Annotated in this window: 21 protein-coding genes and 1 riboswitch; all 21 genes read left to right on the top strand. The window is 42.7% G+C overall.

Features of this window, described 5'->3' with window-relative positions:
* Window positions 1-2: 2 nt before the first annotated feature.
* The 21 genes from BO225_RS00580 (at window position 3) to BO225_RS00470 (ending at window position 21,745) form a co-directional block, all read left to right on the top strand.
* The gene (locus BO225_RS00580; RefSeq protein WP_076340358.1) at window positions 3-1,430 is read left to right on the top strand and encodes a hypothetical protein; all 1,428 of its coding nucleotides are present in this window, start codon (window positions 3-5) and stop codon (window positions 1,428-1,430) included.
* Complete coding sequence (locus tag BO225_RS00575) at window positions 1,409-4,588, top strand: FHA domain-containing protein (RefSeq protein ID WP_076340357.1); 3,180 nt, start codon at window positions 1,409-1,411, stop codon at window positions 4,586-4,588. Before BO225_RS00580 ends, BO225_RS00575 begins: the two co-directional genes overlap by 22 nt.
* A complete protein-coding gene (locus BO225_RS00570; protein ID WP_076340356.1) occupies window positions 4,581-4,802 on the top strand; it encodes a hypothetical protein in 222 nt (73 codons plus the stop codon). Before BO225_RS00575 ends, BO225_RS00570 begins: the two co-directional genes overlap by 8 nt.
* Window positions 4,803-4,811: 9 nt before the next feature.
* A complete protein-coding gene (locus BO225_RS00565; protein WP_076340355.1) occupies window positions 4,812-5,102 on the top strand; it encodes a WXG100 family type VII secretion target in 291 nt (96 codons plus the stop codon).
* A gap of 15 nt (window positions 5,103-5,117) precedes the next feature.
* The gene (locus BO225_RS00560) at window positions 5,118-5,408 is read left to right on the top strand and encodes a WXG100 family type VII secretion target (protein ID WP_076340354.1); all 291 of its coding nucleotides are present in this window, start codon (window positions 5,118-5,120) and stop codon (window positions 5,406-5,408) included.
* On the top strand, window positions 5,401-5,589 hold the full coding sequence (locus BO225_RS00555; RefSeq protein WP_076340353.1) for a hypothetical protein: 189 nt from the start codon (window positions 5,401-5,403) through the stop codon (window positions 5,587-5,589). The genes BO225_RS00560 and BO225_RS00555 overlap by 8 nt, the downstream gene beginning before the upstream one ends.
* Window positions 5,564-6,370: a hypothetical protein gene (locus tag BO225_RS00550; protein WP_143356713.1), complete on the top strand. Its 807-nt coding sequence runs from the start codon at window positions 5,564-5,566 to the stop codon at window positions 6,368-6,370. Before BO225_RS00555 ends, BO225_RS00550 begins: the two co-directional genes overlap by 26 nt.
* A gap of 16 nt (window positions 6,371-6,386) precedes the next feature.
* Window positions 6,387-6,671: a DUF4176 domain-containing protein gene (locus BO225_RS00545; RefSeq protein ID WP_233120256.1), complete on the top strand. Its 285-nt coding sequence runs from the start codon at window positions 6,387-6,389 to the stop codon at window positions 6,669-6,671.
* A 36-nt stretch (window positions 6,672-6,707) separates the two neighbouring features.
* Window positions 6,708-7,364 carry a hypothetical protein gene (locus tag BO225_RS00540; protein ID WP_076340351.1) on the top strand — a complete coding sequence of 219 codons (657 nt, stop codon included), beginning with the start codon at window positions 6,708-6,710 and terminating at the stop codon, window positions 7,362-7,364.
* A 106-nt stretch (window positions 7,365-7,470) separates the two neighbouring features.
* Window positions 7,471-8,661 carry a PP2C family serine/threonine-protein phosphatase gene (locus tag BO225_RS00535; protein ID WP_076340350.1) on the top strand — a complete coding sequence of 397 codons (1,191 nt, stop codon included), beginning with the start codon at window positions 7,471-7,473 and terminating at the stop codon, window positions 8,659-8,661.
* Window positions 8,661-9,317 (top strand): acyltransferase, encoded by a 657-nt coding sequence (locus tag BO225_RS00530; RefSeq protein ID WP_076340349.1) that lies wholly within the window; start codon window positions 8,661-8,663, stop codon window positions 9,315-9,317. Before BO225_RS00535 ends, BO225_RS00530 begins: the two co-directional genes overlap by 1 nt.
* Window positions 9,318-9,382: 65 nt before the next feature.
* Complete coding sequence (locus tag BO225_RS00525; protein WP_076340348.1) at window positions 9,383-11,371, top strand: MucBP domain-containing protein; 1,989 nt, start codon at window positions 9,383-9,385, stop codon at window positions 11,369-11,371.
* Between the two features lie 69 nt (window positions 11,372-11,440).
* The gene (locus BO225_RS11955) at window positions 11,441-12,184 is read left to right on the top strand and encodes a DUF4234 domain-containing protein (protein ID WP_083632019.1); all 744 of its coding nucleotides are present in this window, start codon (window positions 11,441-11,443) and stop codon (window positions 12,182-12,184) included.
* A 31-nt stretch (window positions 12,185-12,215) separates the two neighbouring features.
* Window positions 12,216-12,614 carry a DUF2752 domain-containing protein gene (locus BO225_RS00505; protein WP_158023761.1) on the top strand — a complete coding sequence of 133 codons (399 nt, stop codon included), beginning with the start codon at window positions 12,216-12,218 and terminating at the stop codon, window positions 12,612-12,614.
* Window positions 12,615-12,644: 30 nt separating this feature from the next.
* Window positions 12,645-12,812: riboswitch (Lysine riboswitch) on the top strand.
* A gap of 64 nt (window positions 12,813-12,876) precedes the next feature.
* Window positions 12,877-13,704, top strand: a complete 828-nt coding sequence (locus tag BO225_RS00500; RefSeq protein WP_076340346.1) for a transporter substrate-binding domain-containing protein — start codon at window positions 12,877-12,879, stop codon at window positions 13,702-13,704.
* Window positions 13,705-13,709: 5 nt separating this feature from the next.
* A complete protein-coding gene (locus BO225_RS00495; RefSeq protein ID WP_076340345.1) occupies window positions 13,710-14,438 on the top strand; it encodes an amino acid ABC transporter permease in 729 nt (242 codons plus the stop codon).
* 12 nt (window positions 14,439-14,450) lie between these two features.
* Window positions 14,451-15,206 (top strand): amino acid ABC transporter ATP-binding protein, encoded by a 756-nt coding sequence (locus BO225_RS00490; protein ID WP_076340344.1) that lies wholly within the window; start codon window positions 14,451-14,453, stop codon window positions 15,204-15,206.
* 115 nt (window positions 15,207-15,321) lie between these two features.
* A complete protein-coding gene (locus BO225_RS00485; protein ID WP_076340343.1) occupies window positions 15,322-16,980 on the top strand; it encodes a diphosphate--fructose-6-phosphate 1-phosphotransferase in 1,659 nt (552 codons plus the stop codon).
* Window positions 16,981-17,079: 99 nt separating this feature from the next.
* On the top strand, window positions 17,080-18,660 hold the full coding sequence (gpmI, locus tag BO225_RS00480) for a 2,3-bisphosphoglycerate-independent phosphoglycerate mutase (RefSeq protein WP_076340342.1): 1,581 nt from the start codon (window positions 17,080-17,082) through the stop codon (window positions 18,658-18,660).
* A 69-nt stretch (window positions 18,661-18,729) separates the two neighbouring features.
* Entirely contained in the window at window positions 18,730-19,998 is a 1,269-nt protein-coding gene (locus tag BO225_RS00475; protein ID WP_076340341.1) for a peptidoglycan bridge formation glycyltransferase FemA/FemB family protein, read from the top strand.
* A gap of 121 nt (window positions 19,999-20,119) precedes the next feature.
* Entirely contained in the window at window positions 20,120-21,745 is a 1,626-nt protein-coding gene (locus BO225_RS00470; RefSeq protein ID WP_076340340.1) for a Na/Pi cotransporter family protein, read from the top strand.
* Window positions 21,746-21,871: the final 126 nt, after the last annotated feature.

Here is a 21,871-nt window from a genome sequence, read left to right as displayed (position 1 = left end):
TTATGCAACCAACACTTCCACCACCAACGTATATTGAAGTCGAAACGAGTGAAGAAAGGATCGATCTAAAATTTCATGAAAAAGTCGATCGCGAAAAAAGTCAAATCTTGATCAATGGAAAAGAATGGGATCAAGATTGGATCGATATCCATCTTTCACAAACATTCGAACTCGAATTTTTACTCAAAGACAAACAAGATCAGCTCCTTGAACAAGGTGTGCAAACGATCACTGGCGATCGATCGGCTCCTCAACTTATTTTACCCGTCCAAGATTATCTTTATATAAATCGTTCTACTTCGCTTCCATATTCGATCTTAGATACGGATCTGAAAGAGTGTGCGATCTATATCGACGATGTGCTTTATGAAAACGACGAATTGATCGTCGAGCCAGAAATGAAAACAGTCCGATGGCATTTGAAAGATCAAGCCGGGAATGAAAGCAGTAAGATTCTCGAGATCAGGCCTCTCATTTTTCCGGACTATGAACAGACTGGAAACAATATATCGATCACGCAGCAAGAGGATCTTGAAATCTTGAAGAATGGAAACCCGATCAAAGAGGAAACGACCACGCTTGAAAATGGAATCAATTCTTTTACACTGCGCTCCAAGCATTTGCTTGAAGAAGTCGAGTGGATCAATCTCAGCTATGATCCTATCCCTCTGGATGCGAGCATCGATTGGGAAAACGATCGATTATTCGTTCAAACAAGCCAAACACCTCAATCTTTTCAAGTAAAAATCAATGAGCGAGTGTATTCGGATATGCTCTCGATTCCATTGCCAGCAACGACAGAATCCCAGGAATTCGATATACAAATAGAAATGATCGATATGGATGGAAATACTTGGACATCTTCTCAACGGCTATTCATTCTTCCTCTTGAACAACGTCCAACGATTCCAGAACCAATCGTGCAAGAAACACCACAATCCGAATATCTGCCCATCGTAAAAGAGGATTCGATCGAAAAACCGAAGATTGCACCCCTTGTTTTGACTCCCCCGTCTGTTCAAAAACCCAAAATTCCTCAAAAGCTCCTAGAGATCCCGAACAAAACAGAACCGAAACAAGAGATTCTATTTTTTGATCAAAAAATGGAGCGGATCGAGGATGGAGACGGGGCTAAGACTCTCCGCGTCCGTTTACCTTATAAAGAAGGGAAGGAAATCAAAAACGTGAAGTGGAACGATCAAGTGATTCAAAAGGAGGACATTCAATATGACACGATAAACTCGCCTTATATTGAAGTGAAGGCAAAGAAAGCTAAAAATACGATCAAAGTCACCTATGATGATGACAAAACGACAGAAGTGGTTTCGAAAAACTTGATTCTAAGAAAACCAACTTGGAAGGAACAAGTGCAAGCCGCCTTCGAATCATTCTTCACTTGGTTTAGAACATGGATAAATTGGGGCAAATAAACAACGACATTCATACGGTATACTATCGCACCCATACTAAATCAAAAACAAAACTACCCGAACCGACCACTTATTCCTATCAAAAAAAAGTAGAATCTTTCTTTCTGTGCGCTTTCGAACACCGAATCGAAATTGGTCGAGAAAGCTTTTGCGAACTCGATCCTACGATCTCGTTGCTCCATTTCACGATCGAAAATGGAATTCTTTACGATTATTCTAAAAACGGAACGTATGTCAATGGCAAACGAGTGGTTCATAACGTACCTCTTCATGAAGGCGATCAAATTTGTTTTGCGATCCACACAATCTTTTATTATCCAAAATTTTTGATCAGCGATCTTTCTTTCAAGGATCCCAAAGAGCTTTTCTCCACATTGACGATTCAATCGATCCCTATGAAGCAGACGATCTCGCCTCCTGTACTTCCTTCTTTTTCTCCTCTTGAAGCTTTTCTTCAAAAGATAGAGTCTGAATCGATTTCCCTGATCCAATCGATCGCGCCTTCAATCATGATCTTTCTCTCGACAACGATCTCTATCTTGATCCAAGTGTTCGCTCAAAAACAAACGATCACATCGATCCTTCTTTCGTCGATCACGACACTTCTCATGTCATTTTCCTTTTTGAGCCTTGGATTCTTCAACGTCCGCCTTCAAAAACGGAAGCGAAAACAACAAGAAGAACATCGTAATACGATGTACCAGAACTATATCGAAGAAAGGATCCAAGAAATCCAAAAAGCGTTCCATCAATACATACAATCTTTCGATTCTTTTAAAGAAGAATTATCTCTCTATCCTCTTGAACAAGAAACGATCCCGATCCAAATTGAATGGATCCCTCTTTCTCTTCCAAGTCTTCCGAAGGTCAATTATCAAACTCGAAACGATCCGTTGTACTCGTATGCTAAAGAACAGCTGCTCCAGCTTGACTTGAAGCTTCCGATCTTTCGCGAAATTCAAAAAGGCCAAAGCGTCTGGATCCAATGCGAAAAAATCGAGCCTTTGTTCGATCATCTTTCCACGCTTTCGAATCGGACGAGCAAATGGGTGTTTTTAGAAAGAGAACCTGCCTATTCGGTTTTAGATTCCTTCTGCATCGAGGAGGGTTATCTTTCGATACGATCTTATGAACAAGCGACTATCCTTTTATCCAAAACAGAATCGTATTGGATCGTGACTAGTGATGAAGCGCTTCTCGATGAACGATTTTGTCAAGAAGAACATTGGACCCTTCTGTATTGTTCTTTAAAAAAGAGCGAGTTTCCTTTTGATTCCATCATCTCTAGACCTTTCTTCCTTCAAAAAAAAACACACGCTAGAGACGTTCTGCCGTTGAACGACTCGATCAAAGACGCCTATATTCGCTCTTCCAACCGTTCATACTCGTTTCCGGTTGGTCTTGAAAAAGGAAAACTTATTTGGATCGATCTGCAGGAAGGGCATCTATTGATCGCGGGAACCACCGGTTCGGGAAAATCTGAATTCATCTCCAGCCTCCTTCTTTTTGGTACCTACACGTATTCTTCCTTGGATTTCCAATATATTTTGATCGATTTCAAGGGAGGCGCTTTCGGTCAGGCTTTTTATGGATTTCCGCATTGCGCTGGAAAGATCACCAATCTTGAGACAGAGGGGATGGAACGCTTTCTACTTTCCTTGCAAGCAGAGATCGAGGAAAGGCAAGTCGCGTTGGCACGTTTTCAAGAAGAGAGCGGGAAGCCGGCCAATATTCATGCGTATCGAGAACAAGGAAATAAAATGGCCCATTTATGGATCGTAGTCGATGAGTTCGCTCAATTAAAATCTCGTTTCCCCGATGCGATGAGCGATTTGAAGGAATTTGCTCGCATTGGCCGTTCCTTAGGGATCCATTTGATCCTGGCGACGCAAAAGCCAGCTGGGATCGTGGATGAACAAATCGTGAGCAATTCTAAATATCGGATCTGTTTAAAAGTACACACAGCAGCCGACTCCCGGGAAATGCTCATGCATGAGGGGGCGAGTCGTTTAAATCGTGCCGGAGAATTTATTCTTCAAGAAGGAAGTCGGGACAAGGAAGTGAAAGGAAGAAGTTTTTATATCCATTCATCTTCGTCTTGTCTCGATTCGATCCGCTACGTAAATCAAGACCTCAAACAAGAAAGCCTTCTTAACTGGGTCAGAAAGAAAGTCGAGGCGCGCCAAGAAGACTCTATATCGATCGTAATGCCGATGTTAGGCGAATGTTCCTTTTCTTCGCTTTGGCTATTGGATTGGCCGAAGCAAAAAAAAGTCTATGAAGCGAAGCTGACCTATGGACAATCGGCTCTGATTTTATGTCATGAAGCGCAAGAAAAGATCGTCGATTCGATTTGCGCACATGAAACAGATGTCTATATCCTGCACAAAAACTTTGAATGGAAATCGCTCTATTTTTTGCTCAAGGAGAAGAAACGAGCCACGCTGGTCGTATTTGGCACAAAAGACGTAGAACGAATCGTTAATATTCCGTTCTTAAAAATATATTGCTTGACTTCCTCGTACGAAGCGCGAAACGAAGAGCTTTATCGATTGTTCACATACCGGATCTTGTCCTCGTTTTATGATATCGATCACGCTCGCGCCTTCATGCAAACCTATAAGATCTCTAGAAAGGAGTTTCCAATGATGAATCTAGCGTATAAACAGACGATCTGCAGCGGGATCTGGAGCCAAGCTGAAAACCAAAACAGCCTTGCCGCGCCGTATCCTCAAATCGATCAAATGTTTACGCTTTCCCAGGCGAAGAACTATTTCTCCAGCTACGTGCTGGGCTATGGAAGCGATTGTCTTCCTCTCGTATGGCAGCGTAAGCGACCGCTCTTGATCGCCTATGCTCAAGCAAAAAAAGAAGAGGATCTGTTCTATTTGATGCAGATCTGGCGCGCTCAAGATCCGGTCCTGGACATTTGTGTTGGCAGAATCGATGAAAGGGCGGACGTTTCGATCATCCAGATCCAAGAGGGAACGCTTTTGGATACGAAATTGGTCGAAAACATGGATCTAGCTTGGTTTGGAGCTGGCTTCAATGACTATGCGTATACATTTCATAAGCGATCGATCTTAGAACCGTATGAAATGATCTTGTTTCAAGAGGAGTCGATCGATTGCGGAGCATGTCTTCATATTTATGAATGAGCTCTATGTGTGGATCAAGTGCGTCTATGAACAAGAATATCAGCTTGTTTTGATCGATCCAAAGCTAAAGATCCAGCACTTTCTTCTTGAATGGAATCGTCTCTATGAGACATCGGTTTTTAAAAATGTAGTCGTTTTAGAGACGACTCAAATCTTGTATTCTTCATTTCATGAAGAAGTCGTGCAGCATGGCGATCATTTGATCGTCTATTGAAAGGGTACTATGAATATCAAAGTCAACTATCAAGAACTTCATCAAGCGGGCCAAAGCTTAGCGAGCCAAGCTTTGGAGTACGAATCTATGATCCAAAGGATCAATCAGCACATGCTTTCAACCTCTTCTATATGGTCGGGAAGCGACAACGATGCTTTTATTGAACACGTTCAAGCGCTTCAGCCAGAGCTAAAAAAGTTAGTCTACGTTATACAGTCTTATAGCGATGTGTTGAAGACATGCGCTTCGAGTTATGAACAGCTCCAACAAAATCGTCTTGCTCAAGCAAGGAATCTGTAGAAAGGAAAGAAAACGATGTCACAATTAAAAATCAGCGCGGCCGATCTACAACAATACGCAGCCCAGCTCAAAAATATGGAACAAGAGATGAACGCGATCTTTCTCTCAATCGAAGCTAAAATGCACGACGTTCAATCGTTTTGGACTTCGCCGGCTTCCTCAAGATTGATGGAAGAGTTTTCTAGACTGCATCCAGTGTTTGACACCTATGTGCAGACAATCGAAAATCACGCGAATTATTTAAGCCAGACAGCCCTTGCTTACGAGGAAAATGAAACGATCATGGAGAATGCTTTCCATGCATAGGGGATATTTTGTCTATGATCAAATGGCCAATCAGCTGGATCGGCTCGCTCAATCGATTCCTAGTTTTTTAAGCGATAATGAGCGATGGTATGTATCGAAATCGTTCGCTAAGATCCAAGGCTTGATCGTGTTACAAAGACAGGAGATGGATGCTCTTGGATATCGAGACAAACTCTTCTAGACAATTCGCAAGCCAAATCCATCAAGTGCGGACCTATCTTTATTTTCTGCATCCTTCTCTAGCTCAAAGGCATCAAGAAATCTTGGCGGCAATCGAGCGCTTAAGACAATATTTTTTAACGATTGCAAATGAAGCGGAAGCGCTTGAAGGAAGATCGCTTCCTAAAGTGAGCGTGAGCTCGAACGTGTTCAAGACGGGCACGAGCGCCTCGTTTGATCCGCATATGTCTTCTTTGCTTCGCAAAGGGGGCCGACCGATCGAAGGTGAAGCGAGCGCCTCCATCCACTATATGCAAGTTGAAAATAAATACTCGAATGAATTTCTATCGCATAGCTTAGAAGCGAATGTAGGGAATGCGAAAGTGGAAGGTGAATTTGAGTTAGGGATCTGGAACGATAAGAAATTCGATCCGTCCTTAGATCTGCGTGGACAGATTTCGCTTTCGCTCCTTTCTTTAACAAGCCATGCGAAGCTAGGGAAAGGAAAAGTGTATGCAACAAGCAAAGCGAGCGTCAATGTAGGAAGCGCGAAAGCAGTCGGCCAAGTGTGTCTGAGCGCAAAAGAGCAAACCTTAAAGCTTTCAGGTCATGTTGCGGCTTTGGAAGGAGAAGCGGAGTTAGGCTTTCATTTGTTTGGAGCGACGATCACGTTATCTGGCAGCGCTTCTTTAATGAGCGCAGGAGCGGATGTGAGCTATTCGCATAAAAACCGGGAATGGGAATTTGGGAGTAAGCTTGGCTTTATCGCAGGTCTAGGCTGGAAGATCAACATCAAATATTAATGAAAGGAGGAAGACGATGAAGATGCCAGAATTATTACCTTTAGGGAGTGTCGTCACATTAAAGAATGGGGATAAGAAGATCATGATCATCGGTCGTTTTCAAAGAAGCAAGGAAAGTGGCAAGATCTATGATTATGCTGCCGTATTGTGGCCGGAAGGGATGATCGATTCGACAAAAATGTATTTGTTCGATCATAAAGATATCCGTGTTCTTTATTATATTGGCCTTCAAAACGAAGAAGAATTCAATTTCCGCTTTGTTTTGGAAGAAGAATATGAAAAAGTTGGCCGGAACCGTTAAAAACTATGCTATACTGAGCTCGAAAAGAGGTACAGTATGGGAAAGAGATTGTTATCGTGTTTATTGTTTTTTGCTATGATCATTACTTTGAGCGCATGCTCCAATCAAGAAGAGGAACAAAAAGCGGTTCAAGAAGTCGTGCAGTCTTATTTGACCGATTGTAAAAATGGAGACTATAAAGAGGCGGACGCCCTCCTTTCTGAGGATGCGGATGTGAGCATGAATCTCACCGCGTTTTATGAACAGCTCGATGATCAGCTCGTCAACATGGATCTAGGAGAGGATTTTGACAAAGAGGCTCGAAAATTCGTGAGCGCTTTTATGAATAAGACCTTTGATCAATATAAGATCGACTCCACTCAGATCGATAATAAGGAAGCTACGGCTCTGATCACGTTAAAAGGAAAGGACAGCGAAGCCTTCGATGTGAATTCCTTGCAGACGGAATTGATGAACAGCGTCCAAACGTATATGGAAGAAAATGCTGAAAGCTTAGAAGCGTATGCGACCGAACATACCCAAGAGGAATTGGAGGCGAAGCTCTATAAAGATCTTTCTGCGCTCGTTTTCGGGAATATGACAAAGTCGTTAGAGGATCTTCCAGACACTGAAACAAATCTAAAGTTCACTCTAAAACAAGAAGATGGACAATGGAAAATCAATAATATTGAAAATACGAATGAAAAGCACTGAAAAAAAAGTGCTTTTTTTGTTCATGGGATTTGATTTTGTTTCCACAATTTTTCATAATCAAGTATAATACGATAGATGCGATAAAAATTGAAGAAAGGATGATATTGTGAATAAGAACACCCTTTTTGCGCATACGACAACGGGATATAAACATATCCAAATGGATCTCGCGAACGAAGATTCCGTCGATCTTTGGCAGAATGATCCATATCAAATCATCGCGATCGCCGATGGACATGGAGCGCGAGAATGCTTTAGAAGCGAAGTAGGATCGAGCTTGGCAGTCGATGTCGCGATCCAAAATCTAAAGCTCTTTGCACAAACTGTGGACAAATACGATCTTGATCATGTGCTTCAGAACGAGGAAGACCGTGAAGCGCTGATTCGTTCTTTGATTCAAGATATCGTCGACAATTGGAATCAATATGTCTATGCGGATATTCAAGCGTTCCCGATCCGGGAAGAAGAGTATCAAAGAGCCCAGACGCTCTCTTCCATTTATCAAAAGGGAATGTATTTGACCAATATTTATGGAACAACTCTTCTAAGCGCTTTGATCACCGAAAACTATATTTTGATCCTCCAACAAGGGGATGGGGTCTGTATTTGCGTGGATCAAAACGGCTTTTTATACCAACCAATGCCTGACGATGCTTTATGTATTCGTAATATCACTACTTCTTTATGCGACAAGGATGCGAGCAGACGAATGCGCTATGTATGGATCGATCGAAGACAAGCCGATCCGGTCGCGATCATGATCGCGAGCGACGGGATCGATAAATCGTTCCAAGATCTTATTCATCTGCAAGCCTTTTTTGGCGAGCTTTGTTTAGAGATCAAAGATCTCGATCAAGAAAAGATCCAAAGCTATTTCGCTCATCTTCTTCCTGAGATCTCGAAGCGGGGAAGCAAAGACGATACGAGTTTAGCGGGCTGGATCGATCCAAGCAAGATCGAAGCGGTCAAAAAAGAACTCGAACATTATGTACAGGTCGCACATAATATGGATCGGTTAAAATCCGCTGAAAACAGGCTCCATCACGAAAAGAACGCAAAAAAACATTTTGACATGGAAAAAGGCAAGCTCGAATCGCGTGTTCAAAAGATCGAAAAAGAAATCGAGGCTCTCCAAGAAGAAAAAATCGAGCTCCGTAAAAACTTGGATGCGCTGGAAATGCTGCATTCCAAACAAGTCAACGCATGCAAAGACGCGCAACATAGCTTAGACGAAGCGAATGGGCGCTTCGTACGCTCTCTCATGTCGCTCGAAGAACAAAAGAAAGAGGAACAATAATGTATACGATCAATGATTTATTCGATTTAAACCACACTCTCGCAAAAGAGTATCTTCAACAATTCACCTACCCATGGCAAGCGCTTGCAGGAATCAAGCAGCTCATTTTGGATCTAGGAAAAACGCTCGAAGACTATGAAGAAGTTCAGGAGCATGTTTGGGTCCATCCTAGCGCTAAGATCGCGCCAACCGCTTTTCTAGGAGCGCCTTGTATTATCGGTCCGAACACGGAGGTTCGCCATTGCGCTTTTATTCGAGGGAGTGCCTTAGTGGGGGCTGACTGCGTGGTCGGCAATTCGGTAGAATTGAAAAACGTGATCTTATTCGATCATGTACAGACACCGCATTATAATTATGTAGGCGACAGCATTCTTGGGTATTATTCTCATATGGGGGCTGGTTCTATTACATCCAATGTAAAATCGGATAAAACTCTTGTAGTGATGAAAAATGGGAAAGAGGAAATCAAAACGGGATTGAAAAAAATGGGAGCCATGTTGGGCGATCATGTCGAAGTGGGCTGCAATAGTGTTTTGAATCCAGGAACGATCATCGGAAGAAATACGAATGTGTATCCACTTTCTCGAGTACGCGGTCAAGTTCCAGAACACACGATCTTCAAAAGCCAAGAAGAAATCGTGATCAAAGAAAAGTAAAGGATGTTCACAAGCATCCTTTTTTTATGGGGATGCTATAATGGAGATAGAACGGAGGTCTACTTATGTATAGAAAAATGATAGCATCTATGGTCGCTTTATCTATGCTTTTACCGAATACAGCGTATTTATACGCCAAAGAGAATGGCGAAGATCCAAAACAAGAGGAAACAAAGGAGTCGGTATCGATCGAGCAGATCGCGCAAGATATGCAAGATAAGACATTCAAGCTCGACGAGAAATCGCTTCTCAAGATCGGAAGCGAGAAAGACCCGATCACGATAAAGAACTGCACATTTGAATTGTCCGGAAAGACCAATACGGAGGCCGATCCCAATTCAAGAGAAATGAAGACCTATTCAAAAGTGCTTGTTAACGGAAACGTCACGTTTGAAAATTGCACGTTCAAGATTCAAGGCGAACAAAGAGAAAACTCCCCGATGGATTGCGAGCTTTATTTAGAGGATGGAATGATTGAATTTGATGGCTGCGATTTTGAAATCGATGGGTATCAAGGAAGAGCGATCGGCGCTTATCAAGGCGATGTGACGTTCTTAAAATCCACTATACAAGCAGTCAAAACAAAAAAAGCGCCTGTTTTGAGTGTCTATGAAGCAAAAGTTGTCATGGACGAAACGAAAATCGATATCCAAGAAGGACAAAGCGAAGAAGGGATGCTCTTCGCGAACGGACAAAGCACGGGATCGATCTATTTTGAAAACTCGAGTGATATTGTCATCGAAAACAATGCGGGCACAGCGATGGTTCTCAACGCGACACCGATCGCTTTGAAGGATTCGAAACTGGAAGTGAAAGGCAATCAAGCAGGGATCGAGGGCGGAAACTGGCAGATCACAAACGAAGGCAGCGCGACATTGAACGACAACCAAGGACTTGGTCTTTCATTGAAAAACAATACGATGAAGATCGATAGCTCCACTCTTGAAGTCAATGGAAATCAAGGCGCCTATCAAAACCTTACAGATGTCAATACGGTTTTAGATACCTCTAATATCACGGTCCGCAACACGGAAAATGTCGTATTGGGCAGCTATGTCGATCTGGATTCCAAGATCGATCTAGAAAAAAATGGATTTGAGATCGGAACCAAACTCGATGTAGCCCAAAAAGAAGAGACGTCAGAAAATTCCAATGAAGGAGAATCCAGCCAAGAAGAGGCCAAGACGAAACAGTATACGATCTCGATTCGGATGATCGATGCTGAAAATAATGAGGATCTCGTTCAAAAAAGTGTGGGACCGCTCGATGAAAAGGCTGAATACGACATTGAACCGGAGATCGAAGCGATGCTTCCAAAAGGCTATGAGATCCAGGAAATCACGGAAACGAACAAACAAGGAACGAGTGGAACGATCCAGCAGGATCTTGAATTTGTCATTCAAGTGATGAAACAGCAGGAACAAAAGAAAGAGCCAGAAGTCAATCTATATACGTTGTCGCTTCGATATATCAACGCGGTGAATGAAGAAGATATCGCGACGGTTCCTTTAAAAGATCAAAAGGAAAATGAAGAAGTCGATTTGAAAACGATCGCTTTAGCACATCTTCCTGAAGGATATAAAATCGTAGAGCTTCCAAAAGAGGAGAGTCTTGTGATGAAGCAGGATGAAAGTGTTGATATCTATATTCAGCCAATCAATGAATATTATGTACGTGTCAATTATCTTGATGAGGAAACGAATAAGTCGATCCATTATGCCAATAAGATCGCTGGTCTTGTCCAAGGCAGCGATTGGGATGCTTCTCGATTTGATCAAATCAAGATCAACGGCTATACGCACGTGAAGACGGAAGGACAAGTCAAAGGCGATGCAATCGCTCAAGATGTCACGATCAATGTCTATTATAAAAAAGATTCTAAAGGATCTGCCGATACGAATAAGGACGATTCGAAAAAGGATCCTACAAAAGTCGATGCGGCCAACACGGCTACAAAAACGAACGAAGGTCTGTACATCACGATCGGGTTTGTAGCGCTTGCTGCGATCCTCTTGTTCGCTTTCAAACTTAAACGTTCCCACAAAAAAGATTAATTTCTTCTATATTTGTAAGAAATTGTATTTGTGTGTATAATATTTTTATGACGAAAAGGGGGATTCATTGTGATTTGTAACAATTGTAATCATGAAAATGAAGAAGGAGCTAAATTCTGCACCAATTGCGGGGCGAATCTTCAAGATACAGAGGAAAAAGAAGTGATCGTAGCCGAAGAGCCAAGCGTCGATGTGATCGAGGAAGATAGCGTTCAAGAAGAAGCGGATTGGTATTATGTATCCAATAACGCTTCGACAGGACCATTCCCAAAGTCGCAGATGATCGAATTTGTTCAAAATGGAACATTAAAAGCGACAACGTATGTTTGGAAAACAGGAATGGAAGATTGGATCTTGTTGAAGAACAGCGAATTGTCTTCTTATTTGCCGCAAACGACAAGTCAAGAATCGTATTCGTATAGTGCTAATACGAATTATGGAACAAATGGTGGAATCGCGCCGATTAGAGAAAGAAGCATTGTCTTGAATATCTTGTTGACGATCGTTACATGCGGGATCTACGAATTTGTATGGCTTTACTTGATGGCAAAAGACATCAACGAACTCGAGGTTTCTCAAAACGAGCCGATGAGCATGGATCCAATGATGGCTGTCTTGCTGACGATCGTGACCTGCGGGTTATATCAAATCTACTTTTTCTATAAAGCGGGAAAAAGTGTTTCTCGCCTTCATTCCAAGTATCCAGTTGGAGACAATTCCGCTTTGCTTGCGATTTTAGGCTGCTTGGCCCCGATCATTTCGATGGCGATCCTTCAAGATTCGATCAATTCGATCGTACGTTATGGAGAATAAAGAGAGTATCCAAAGATATTCTCTTTTCATTATGCAAAAAAAAATAAAAATGATCGTGGTCGCTTATGGCGCCTTAGGACTGATGATCTTGTTTTTCCATTATTCGTGTCCATTTCAGTCGTTGACAGGTTTACCATGTCCTGGATGCAATATGACCACGGCGCTCTATTATTTCATGAATGGAAATCTGGAAAGCTCATTGACCTATCATGCGATGTTGATCCCTACGATTTTTTGTTTCTTGCTGTTGACTTGCTTTTATTGCATGGATCTAAAAAAAGCGTTCAACTTCTTGCTATGGGTTTGGGTCATTGGAATGTTGGTCTACTATATTTGGCGAATGATCACGATCTTTCCATCGATCCCTATGGTGTACGATCTTGATTCGTTGCTTGGAAAAGCGTGGAAAGTGTTGACTTCAAAAATATAGACTCTTATAATTGTTTGTATATTATGAACAGATAAAGATAGAGGTAGCGATGCAGATGAGTACGTTTTCGAGCAGGCATGCGAAGAAAAAACGGAAAGGCAACCATCGCCGAAAGAATCAAAGTGGCGGTTTTGTTTCTTGGGGCATCAGGAAAGACCTGATGCACTCCTTCAATCATGAAGAGGCGTTATCAACATGAATTGCAGTAGCTGGGTGTTGGATAACACGCAGCTTTTTCTTTATCGTTTTAGGAGGAGAAAATATGAAAAAAGCTTTACTCAGCGCAGGAGCGCTCGCGCTTCTTTTGACGGGATGCTCTTCATCTTCTGATGCATCCTCAAATTCGAATGATCAATTCAAAGTTGGAATGGAATGTGGCTACGCGCCATTCAACTGGCAGACATCGAGCGAGACCGAAACAAGTGTGGATCTAGGCAGCGGTATGGGCTATTGCGATGGATACGATATCATGATGGCCAAAGACATTGCCGACAACATGGGAAAAGAGCTCGTTGTCAAGAAGATCGCTTGGGATGGCTTGCAGCCAGCGCTCGAATCTGGAGAGATCGACGCGATCATCGCGGGAATGACAGCCAACGAAGAGCGTGAAGAAGGAATCGACTTTACGACACCATACTATGAATCCGATGGAATGGTCATGATCGTCAAAAAAGGAAGCGAAGAAGAAAAAGCGACCTCGATCCAAGACTTTGCCGGCAAGAAAGTGATCGGACAAAAGAATACGAACTATGACGATGTGATCGACCAAATTGAAAACGTTGATCATGTTACACCGAAGGCTACGTACCCTGAACTTGTCGTTGCTTTACAAAATGGGGATGCTGTCGGGATCACAGCTGAAATGCCTGTGGCTGAAGGCGTGGTAGCGAGCAACCCTGATCTTACGATCGTCAAATTCGAAGATGGAAAAGGCTTCGATGTCGATACAACCGTTTCGATCGGTCTTAAAAACAACACGAAAGGAACTGAGTCGTTCGATAGCGTGCAGGATGCTCTTGATAAGATCTCGAAAGATACACGCAACGACTATATGAAAAAAGCGGTTGAAACTGCGCCAGCAGGAGAATAAGCTCGATGCGTCTCGATTTTGCCTATTGCTGGAAGATGTTCCTCGAAAACTGGCCAATGTTTTGGTATGGGATCAAGATCACAGTATCGTTTGCGATCGTTGGTACGATCGGGGGCTTGATCATTGGTTTGATCGTAGGAGCGATCCGCGGCCTTCCTGAAGATCCGCTAGATAAGCCATGGAAAAAAGCAATAATCAAATTTTTTCAAGCGATCGCTGGCTTTTATATTTGGGTGTTCCGTGGGACGCCAATGATGGTCCAAGCGCTCTTTATCTACTATCTGCTGCGTCCTGTCTTTAATTGGACGCCAATTAGCGCGGGCATGATCATCATCTCGATCAATACAGGAGCCTATATGGCGGAGATCATTCGTTCAGGGATCCAGTCGATCGATCGTGGACAGATCGAAGCGGCGAAATCGCTTGGCTTATCCAATTATCAAGCGATGATGCATATCATTTTGCCGCAGGCGATCAAAAATACGTTCCCATCGATTGGAAACCAGCTGATCGTCAATATCAAGGATTCTTGTATGCTCAACGCCATCGCGGTAACGGAATTATATTTCCAGGCCGTTTCAGTAGCGGGTTCTCAATTCCGTTATATTGAAGTATACTTTGTGACCGCGATCTTGTATTTGATCTTGACGACTGGCGCGACCGCGCTCTTGAATTTCGCTGAACGTAAGATCAATAAGACAAGTACAGTCTCTCATAAGGATATGAGTGCTTGACAAGGAGGAAATATGGAACAACCAATCATTGAGATCCGCCATCTTCAAAAGCACTTTGGAGATCTGCACGTGTTACACGATATCGATTTTAATGTCAATAAAGGAGAAGTCGTTACGATCATTGGTTCTTCGGGTTCAGGAAAAAGTACACTTCTGCGCTGCATCAACTTGCTTGAGATCCCGGATGGTGGCGAAATCAAATTTGACAAACAAAATATTCTTGATACCAAGATGGATCTTGGGAAGTATCGTTCCAAGATGCTCATGGTCTTCCAATCGTTTAACTTATTCAATAATTTGAGCGTGCTCCAAAACTGTATGATCGGGCAGACGAAAGTTTTGAAACGATCGAAGGAAGAAGCGAAACAAAGAGCGATGGCTGCCTTGAAGCAAGTCGGAATGGAAGCGTTCGCCAATGCGGACAGCACGCGTCTTTCGGGTGGACAAAAACAACGGGTGGCGATCGCTAGAGCACTTTGCATGGATCCGGAAGTCCTTCTATTCGATGAACCGACAAGCGCCCTTGACCCAGAAATGGTCGGGGACGTGCTGGATGTCATGAAATCTTTAGCGAAGCAAGGGTTGACGATGGTGATCGTCACTCACGAGATGCAGTTTGCCAAAGATGTCAGCGACCGTGTGATCTTTATGGATAAGGGTGTGATCGCCGAACAAGGGAATCCGAATGAATTGTTCGAGCACCCTAAACAAGAAAGAACACGTCAGTTTTTATCAAGATTTGCTTCTTCAAGACAAACGGAAGCGTAAAAAGGAACGCGAAATTTCGCGTTTCTTTTTTTTGGGAGCGCTTCGATTTCAGATATCATTTACATTTTGGATTGGCTATTTTATAATTTAGACGAAAAAAAGAGGAGATATTACTATGAAAATTTCACCTTTGCAAAAGGCACGGTACGAGTATGAACCAAAGCTGCCTGGGATGCTGAGAAACGGTATTTCAGAAATCAGTGTGAAAGAAGGGGAACCTACACAAAGTGTAGCGGATCAAGAAAAGATCCAAGCTCTCTTCCCGAACACATATGGAAAGAACGAGATCACTTTTGAAAAAGGAGAGAACACGGCTGAAACGAAGAAACGCAAAGTCGGAGTTATTCTTTCTGGTGGCCAAGCCCCAGGCGGACACAATGTCATCAGCGGTCTTTATGACGCTTTGAAAGCTTCTAATCCTGAAAATGAGTTGATCGGATTCAAGAATGGTCCAAGCGGTCTGATCGAAGATGACTTTATCGTCTTTACTGATGATTATATCGATGAATACCGCAATACAGGCGGATTTGATATCATCGGATCTGGACGTACAAAACTTGAAACGCCAGAACAATTCGCGATTGCCGCTGAAGTGTGCAAAAAACATGGTATTGACGCGATCGTGATCATCGGTGGGGATGACTCCAATACGAACGCTGCCGTATTGGCGGAATATTTCGCGGCCAACAACAGTGGTGTGCAAGTAATCGGTTGTCCAAAAACGATCGATGGCGATTTGAAAAACGAAGATATCGAATGTTCGTTCGGTTTTGACACTGCGACAAAAACATATAGCGAATTGATTGGGAACATCGAACGGGATGCCAATTCGGCGAAAAAGTATTGGCACTTTATCAAAGTGATGGGTCGTTCGGCTTCTCACGTAGCTTTAGAGTGCGCGCTTGAAACGCAACCAAATATTTGCTTGATTTCCGAAGAGGTCGCTGCCAAGAAGATGTCGCTTTCGCAGATCGCTGATTATATCGCGGATTCAGTAGAAAAACGCGCTGCCAATGGCGAAAACTTTGGTGTTGCGATCATTCCAGAAGGTGTTGTTGAATTCGTTCCGGAATTCTCCGCTTTGATCGCCGAGATCAACGAGCTCTTGGCTGGAGAAAAAGCGGAAGCGTTCAACGCGCTACCGACTTGGAAAGAGAAATATGAATTTATCGAAAACGGCTTGAGCAAAGAAGCGATGGATGTGTTCAAGATCTTACCTGAAACGATCCAGCAACAGCTCTTCTTGGAACGCGATCCACATGGAAACGTTCAAGTTTCTTTGATCGAATCCGAAAAGCTTTTCTCGGCTCTTGTTGCGGATAAATTGAAAGAACGCAAAGAAAAAGGAACATACACGGGTAAATTCAATCCGCTGCATCACTTCTTCGGATACGAAGGACGCTGCGCGTTCCCATCGAACTTTGACGCCGACTATTGCTATTCGTTAGGCTATAACGCAGCGATGCTTATTCAATATGGTTTCAATGGATATCTTTCAAAGATCTCCAACTTGTCTAAGCCTGCAGAAGAATGGGTAGCTGGCGGAATGCCGATCACGAAAATGATGAACATCGAACGCCGTCATGGAGAGGATAAGCCAGTTATTCGCAAGGCGCTTGTTGAACTCGATGGAAAACCATTCAAGTTCTTCGAAGATAACCGCGACAAATGGGCAGTGGAAACAGCATTCGTATTCCCAGGAGCGATCCAATATTATGGACCAAGCGAAGTTTGCGATCTAACGACACGCACGCTTGCTTTAGAAAAAGAATAATTCAATAAAGGGCAGAGTAATTCTGTCCTTTTTTCATCGGCTAATTGAATCAAATCTATGAAAGTGATACACTTTTATAGGAAAATAGGAGGAAAAATCATGGAAAAAAGACCTGTTGTCCTAGTTGTCATGGATGGCGTTGGATTAAGTGATAATACTTTAGGGAATGCCGTAAAAATGGCCTATACACCTCATCTAGACAAACTATGGAAAGAATGCCCTCATACAGAATTAAGAGCGCACGGCCTCGCTGTTGGACTTCCAACAAATGGAGATATGGGAAATTCAGAAGTTGGACATAATGCGATCGGATGCGGACAAATCTATTCGCAAGGCGCTAAGCTTGTCAATGAAAATATCGATTCGAAAGAATTATTCAATTCTGCCACTTGGAAGGAACTCGTTGAAGGAGCAAAAGATCATACAATGCACTTTATCGGCCTTCTCTCGGATGGAAACGTGCATTCGCACATCAAACACTTGGAAGCTTTGATCAAGCAAGCCAAAGAAGAAGGTGTCCATAAAGTTCGCGTACACGCCTTATTAGATGGACGCGACGTACCAGAAACATCCGCACTTCAATATGTCGATGAAATCGAAAACTTCATGAATGATCTCAACGACGACACGTTCGATGCTCGTATCGCATCGGGCGGAGGAAGAATGCAAATCACGATGGACCGTTACGAAGCCAATTGGCCTATGGTCGAAGAAGGCTGGAAGATCCACGTATTAGGGGAAGGAAGAAAATTTAAATCCGCCACAGAAGCGATCGAAACGTACCGTAAAGAAACTAGCGTAGTCGACCAAGACCTACCTGGCTTTGTGATCGTAGATGGAGAAGAGCCTGTTGGAACGATCGAAGATGGCGATAGTGTGATCTTGTTCAACTTCAGAGGTGATCGCGCGCAAGAAATCTGCAAAGCGTTCGATGAAGAAGAATTCGATAAGTTCGATCGGGTTCGTAAACCCGATGTTAAATTCGCTGGAATGCTTCAATACGATGCGGATTTGAATATCCCTAAAAAGTATTTGACGGAACCTCCAAAAATCAAATACACATTGACAGAACAACTCGTTAAAGAAGGTATCAACGAATACGCCATCTCCGAAACGCAGAAATACGGACACGTCACTTATTTCTGGAATGGAAATCGTTCGGAAAAATTCGATGACACGCTTGAAACATATGTGGAGATCCCTAGCGATGTGATTCCATTTGAACAACGTCCATGGATGAAATCCGCAGAGATCACGGATCAGCTTTGCGAAGCGATCACATCTGGCGAATACCAATTCTTACGTACAAACTATCCAAATGGGGACATGGTCGGACATACAGGTAATCTTGAAGCGACGATCATTGGTGTAGAAGCGGTCGATCTCGCGTTGGGCCGTGTGCTCAAAGCGGTCGATCAAGCCAACGCGATCCTTTTGATCACGGCTGACCACGGAAACGCGGATGAAATGTACGATAAACCAAAACCAGACGAGGCTGTCCATAAAGCGAAAACATCGCACACTTTGAATAAAGTGCCTTTCATCGTCTACAACGCCGATGTTGAATTGAAACAAGGAGACGATCTTGGACTTTCCAATATCGCGGCAACAGTTTGCCAGCTTCTTGATGTAAAACCAAACGAACATTGGAATCCTTCGTTGATCGAAAAAGCGAAGTAAATCGAAAAACACGCATAAGCCGTCCTTGGACGGCTTTTTTATGCTATAATCTTTCGATGGAGGTTTCATATGGAATTTTTAGAAATCAGTGAAGAGGAATATACAAAATTCCGAGATCAATATAAAGAAAAAAACTTTTGGCAATCTCTCGAAATGGCGAAGATGCGAAAAAATTCCAATCCGAGCTGGGATTATCAATGCGTCGCGCTCAAAGATGGCGATACGATCAAAGCAAGCGCTGTACTCGTTTCGCTGCCTGTTTTTATGGGAAAAAAATTATATATGTCTTTACGTGGTTTTTTGATCGACTACGATGCTTTGGATCTAGTCGAAGCGTTTTTGACAGAGCTGAAGATTTATTTAAATGAACATGATTGTTTATATTTCAGAACGGATCCCTATATCGACTATCAAGATCACGATTTGAACGGTTATGTCGTGGAAGGAAAGAAAAGAGACGAACTCATCCAGCTCTTTGAACGAGAAGGATTTATCCATTCAGGCTTTCGTAATGGACACGATCCGAACTTTGAACCTCGTTGGATGTCCATTCTCGACCTAGAAGGAAAAACAAATCAAGACATCTTTAAAGCGATGCATACCAATACGCGCCAAAGTATTAGAAATGCTGAAAAAATGGGCGTCAAAGTCAAAGAACTCAAACGCGAAGAACTTTATATATTAAAAGAGCTCGTCGATATCGCTGGTGAGATCCGCGACTTTGAGTCGCCAAACATTTCCAAGTACGAAGCCTATTACGACAACTTCCAAGATCATTTTAAAGCGTGCTTGGCGTATATCGATCTAGACGAATACGAACGAAACGTCTTGAACGATCAAGCGCGTCAAGAAAAAATCTTAGCTAAAGCACTTGAAGACCTTAAAAAAACGCCCGATTCCCAAAAGAAGATCAACCGCAAGAAAGAAGCCGAATACGCGATCGAAGGGTGCCATCGCAAATTAAAGGAAATCAAGGAATATAAAGAAAAATATGGAACCGTTCTTAATCTTGCAGCCGCTTGCTTTATGTTGACGGATTATGAAACTCTGTACTTATTTTCTGGTTCCAATAAAGACCTCAACCGCTTTGCGGGTTCATTCATGATCCAATGGCATATGATCCAGATGGCGATCGATCATCATTGCTCTCGCTATAACTTTTATGGAATCAGCGGAAACTTCCATGAAAGCGCGGAAGATTATGGCGTCTTTACATTCAAACGCAGCTTTAATGCGTGTGTGGCGGAATTGGTTGGCGATTTCACCTATACGGCGAAGCCTTCGGAGTTCAGAATGTATACGATGCTTCGAAATGTAAAACATAAATTGTTCCGATAAACAAAACAATCCTTTCTATGTTAATTCTATGTAAATTATTTCTCAACTCCTTAACAAACGTTTTACATCCCAGAGTTAAGGGTTTGATATGATACAAAGGAAATAACTAGAAAGGATTTTTATGAATTTGGATATAGTAAAAAGCGTCCTGGCCTTTGGCGGAGGACTCGGTATGTTTATTTATGGCATGCAGCTCATGGCCGATGGTCTACAAAAAGCCGCTGGCGCCAAAACCCGGAATTTACTAGGAATCTTAACGAACAATCGATTGATCGGAGTCTTAGTAGGCGCCCTGATCACAGCCATCATTCAATCTTCGTCTGCGACAACGGTCATGGTCGTAGGATTTGTGAACGCCGGCTTGATGAATCTTTCCCAAGCGATCGGTGTCATCATGGGAGCTAATATCGGAACGACGATGACAGGCTGGCTCGTATCTATGTCAGAGTGGGGAAGCATCTTCAAACCGGATTTCTTCGCGCCGATCTTATTGATCATCGGAACGATCTTATTTCTGTTTTCTAAAAAAGATAGAGTGAAGGAAGTCGCCGGGATCTTAGTTGGCTTTGGGATCTTGTTTATTGGCTTAGGGACAATGTCGGGAGCGATCAAGCCGTATTCGGAAGAGCCGATCTTTTACCAAGCGTTTACGATCATTGGTTCGAATCCGATTTTCGGGCTTTTGGTCGGAGCGATCGTCACGGCTGTGATCCAATCCTCATCCGCATCCATGGGAATCTTACAAACATTGGCCTTCAATGGAGTTGTGAATTGGGGAGCGGCTGCTTTTATCGCTTTAGGTCAAAATATCGGAACGTGCGTCACAGCGCTTTTATCATGTATTGGAGCCAATCAGAATGCGAAACGGGCGGCTACTCTTCATCTATTGTTCAATATCATAGGATCTTTGATCGTAGGAACTGTAATTTGGATTTATTTTGCGCTAAATCCTGCTGTGGCCGCTAGCAATGTGAGCGGAACCTCATTAGCTCTTTTCCATACAGGCTTTAATATTGTGACTACAGTGTTATTGTTCCCATTCGCGAATCTTTTAGTAAAGATCGCAAAACGGATCATACCTGCCCACGAAGAAGAGAGCGCAAGACGTCCAATTCTAGACGACCGCCTTTTAGAAACGCCTCTGATCGCGCTGCAGACTGTCTTTCAAGAAATCTTGAATCTAGGATCGATGGCGCTCGAATCCATTACCTATTCACGGGATCTGTTCTTTGACGAGAGCGCTTTTGAGAAGCTGAGTAAAAACAAGGCTAAAATCAAAGAATACAAAAATGAAATCACGACCTATCTTGAAAAATTTGACGCATCGTATTTAACCCCAGAACAGCAGCTGCAAATGCAGCACTCGATCTTGGCCTTGAATAATATCGAACGAATCTCTGTGTATTGTTCGCATATCATGGATCGAGCGAAGGATATGTTAGACATCAAGATCAGCGAAAACGAACGCGAAGACATCAATACGATCTCCCATCACGCGTATAAGACATTAAAATATGCCTTGAGATTGCGTGAAGAAGGGGATGTTGAAGTGTTTGAAAAAGTCGAAAAACATGAAGACAGCGTCGACGCGATCGAAACCGACCTTCGTAGCCGATATATGAAGCGGATGCTCGATAATCGACAAGGCATTGAAAATGGGATCTTGTTTTTAGATGTGATCGATTATTATGAAAGTATTTCAGATCATGCGGAGCGATTAGCTCGCTACACCCTTCAGGAAGCTTAAGTGCTTCCTTTTTTTTTGGGTGGATGAAAAGGCTTTTCAACAAAGAATTTGACATTGTTAATATTGTTTTATGATAACTTAATAAAAAGGACAAATTCCTATAAATAAAGAACTTTATTATATATA

It is taken from the genome of Dubosiella newyorkensis (genome assembly GCF_001945605.1).
Taxonomy (GTDB): domain Bacteria; phylum Bacillota_I; class Bacilli_A; order Erysipelotrichales; family Erysipelotrichaceae; genus Dubosiella; species Dubosiella newyorkensis.
The sequence above is the reverse complement of the archived record's forward strand: the minus strand, read 5'-3'. Positions and strand labels throughout refer to the sequence as shown.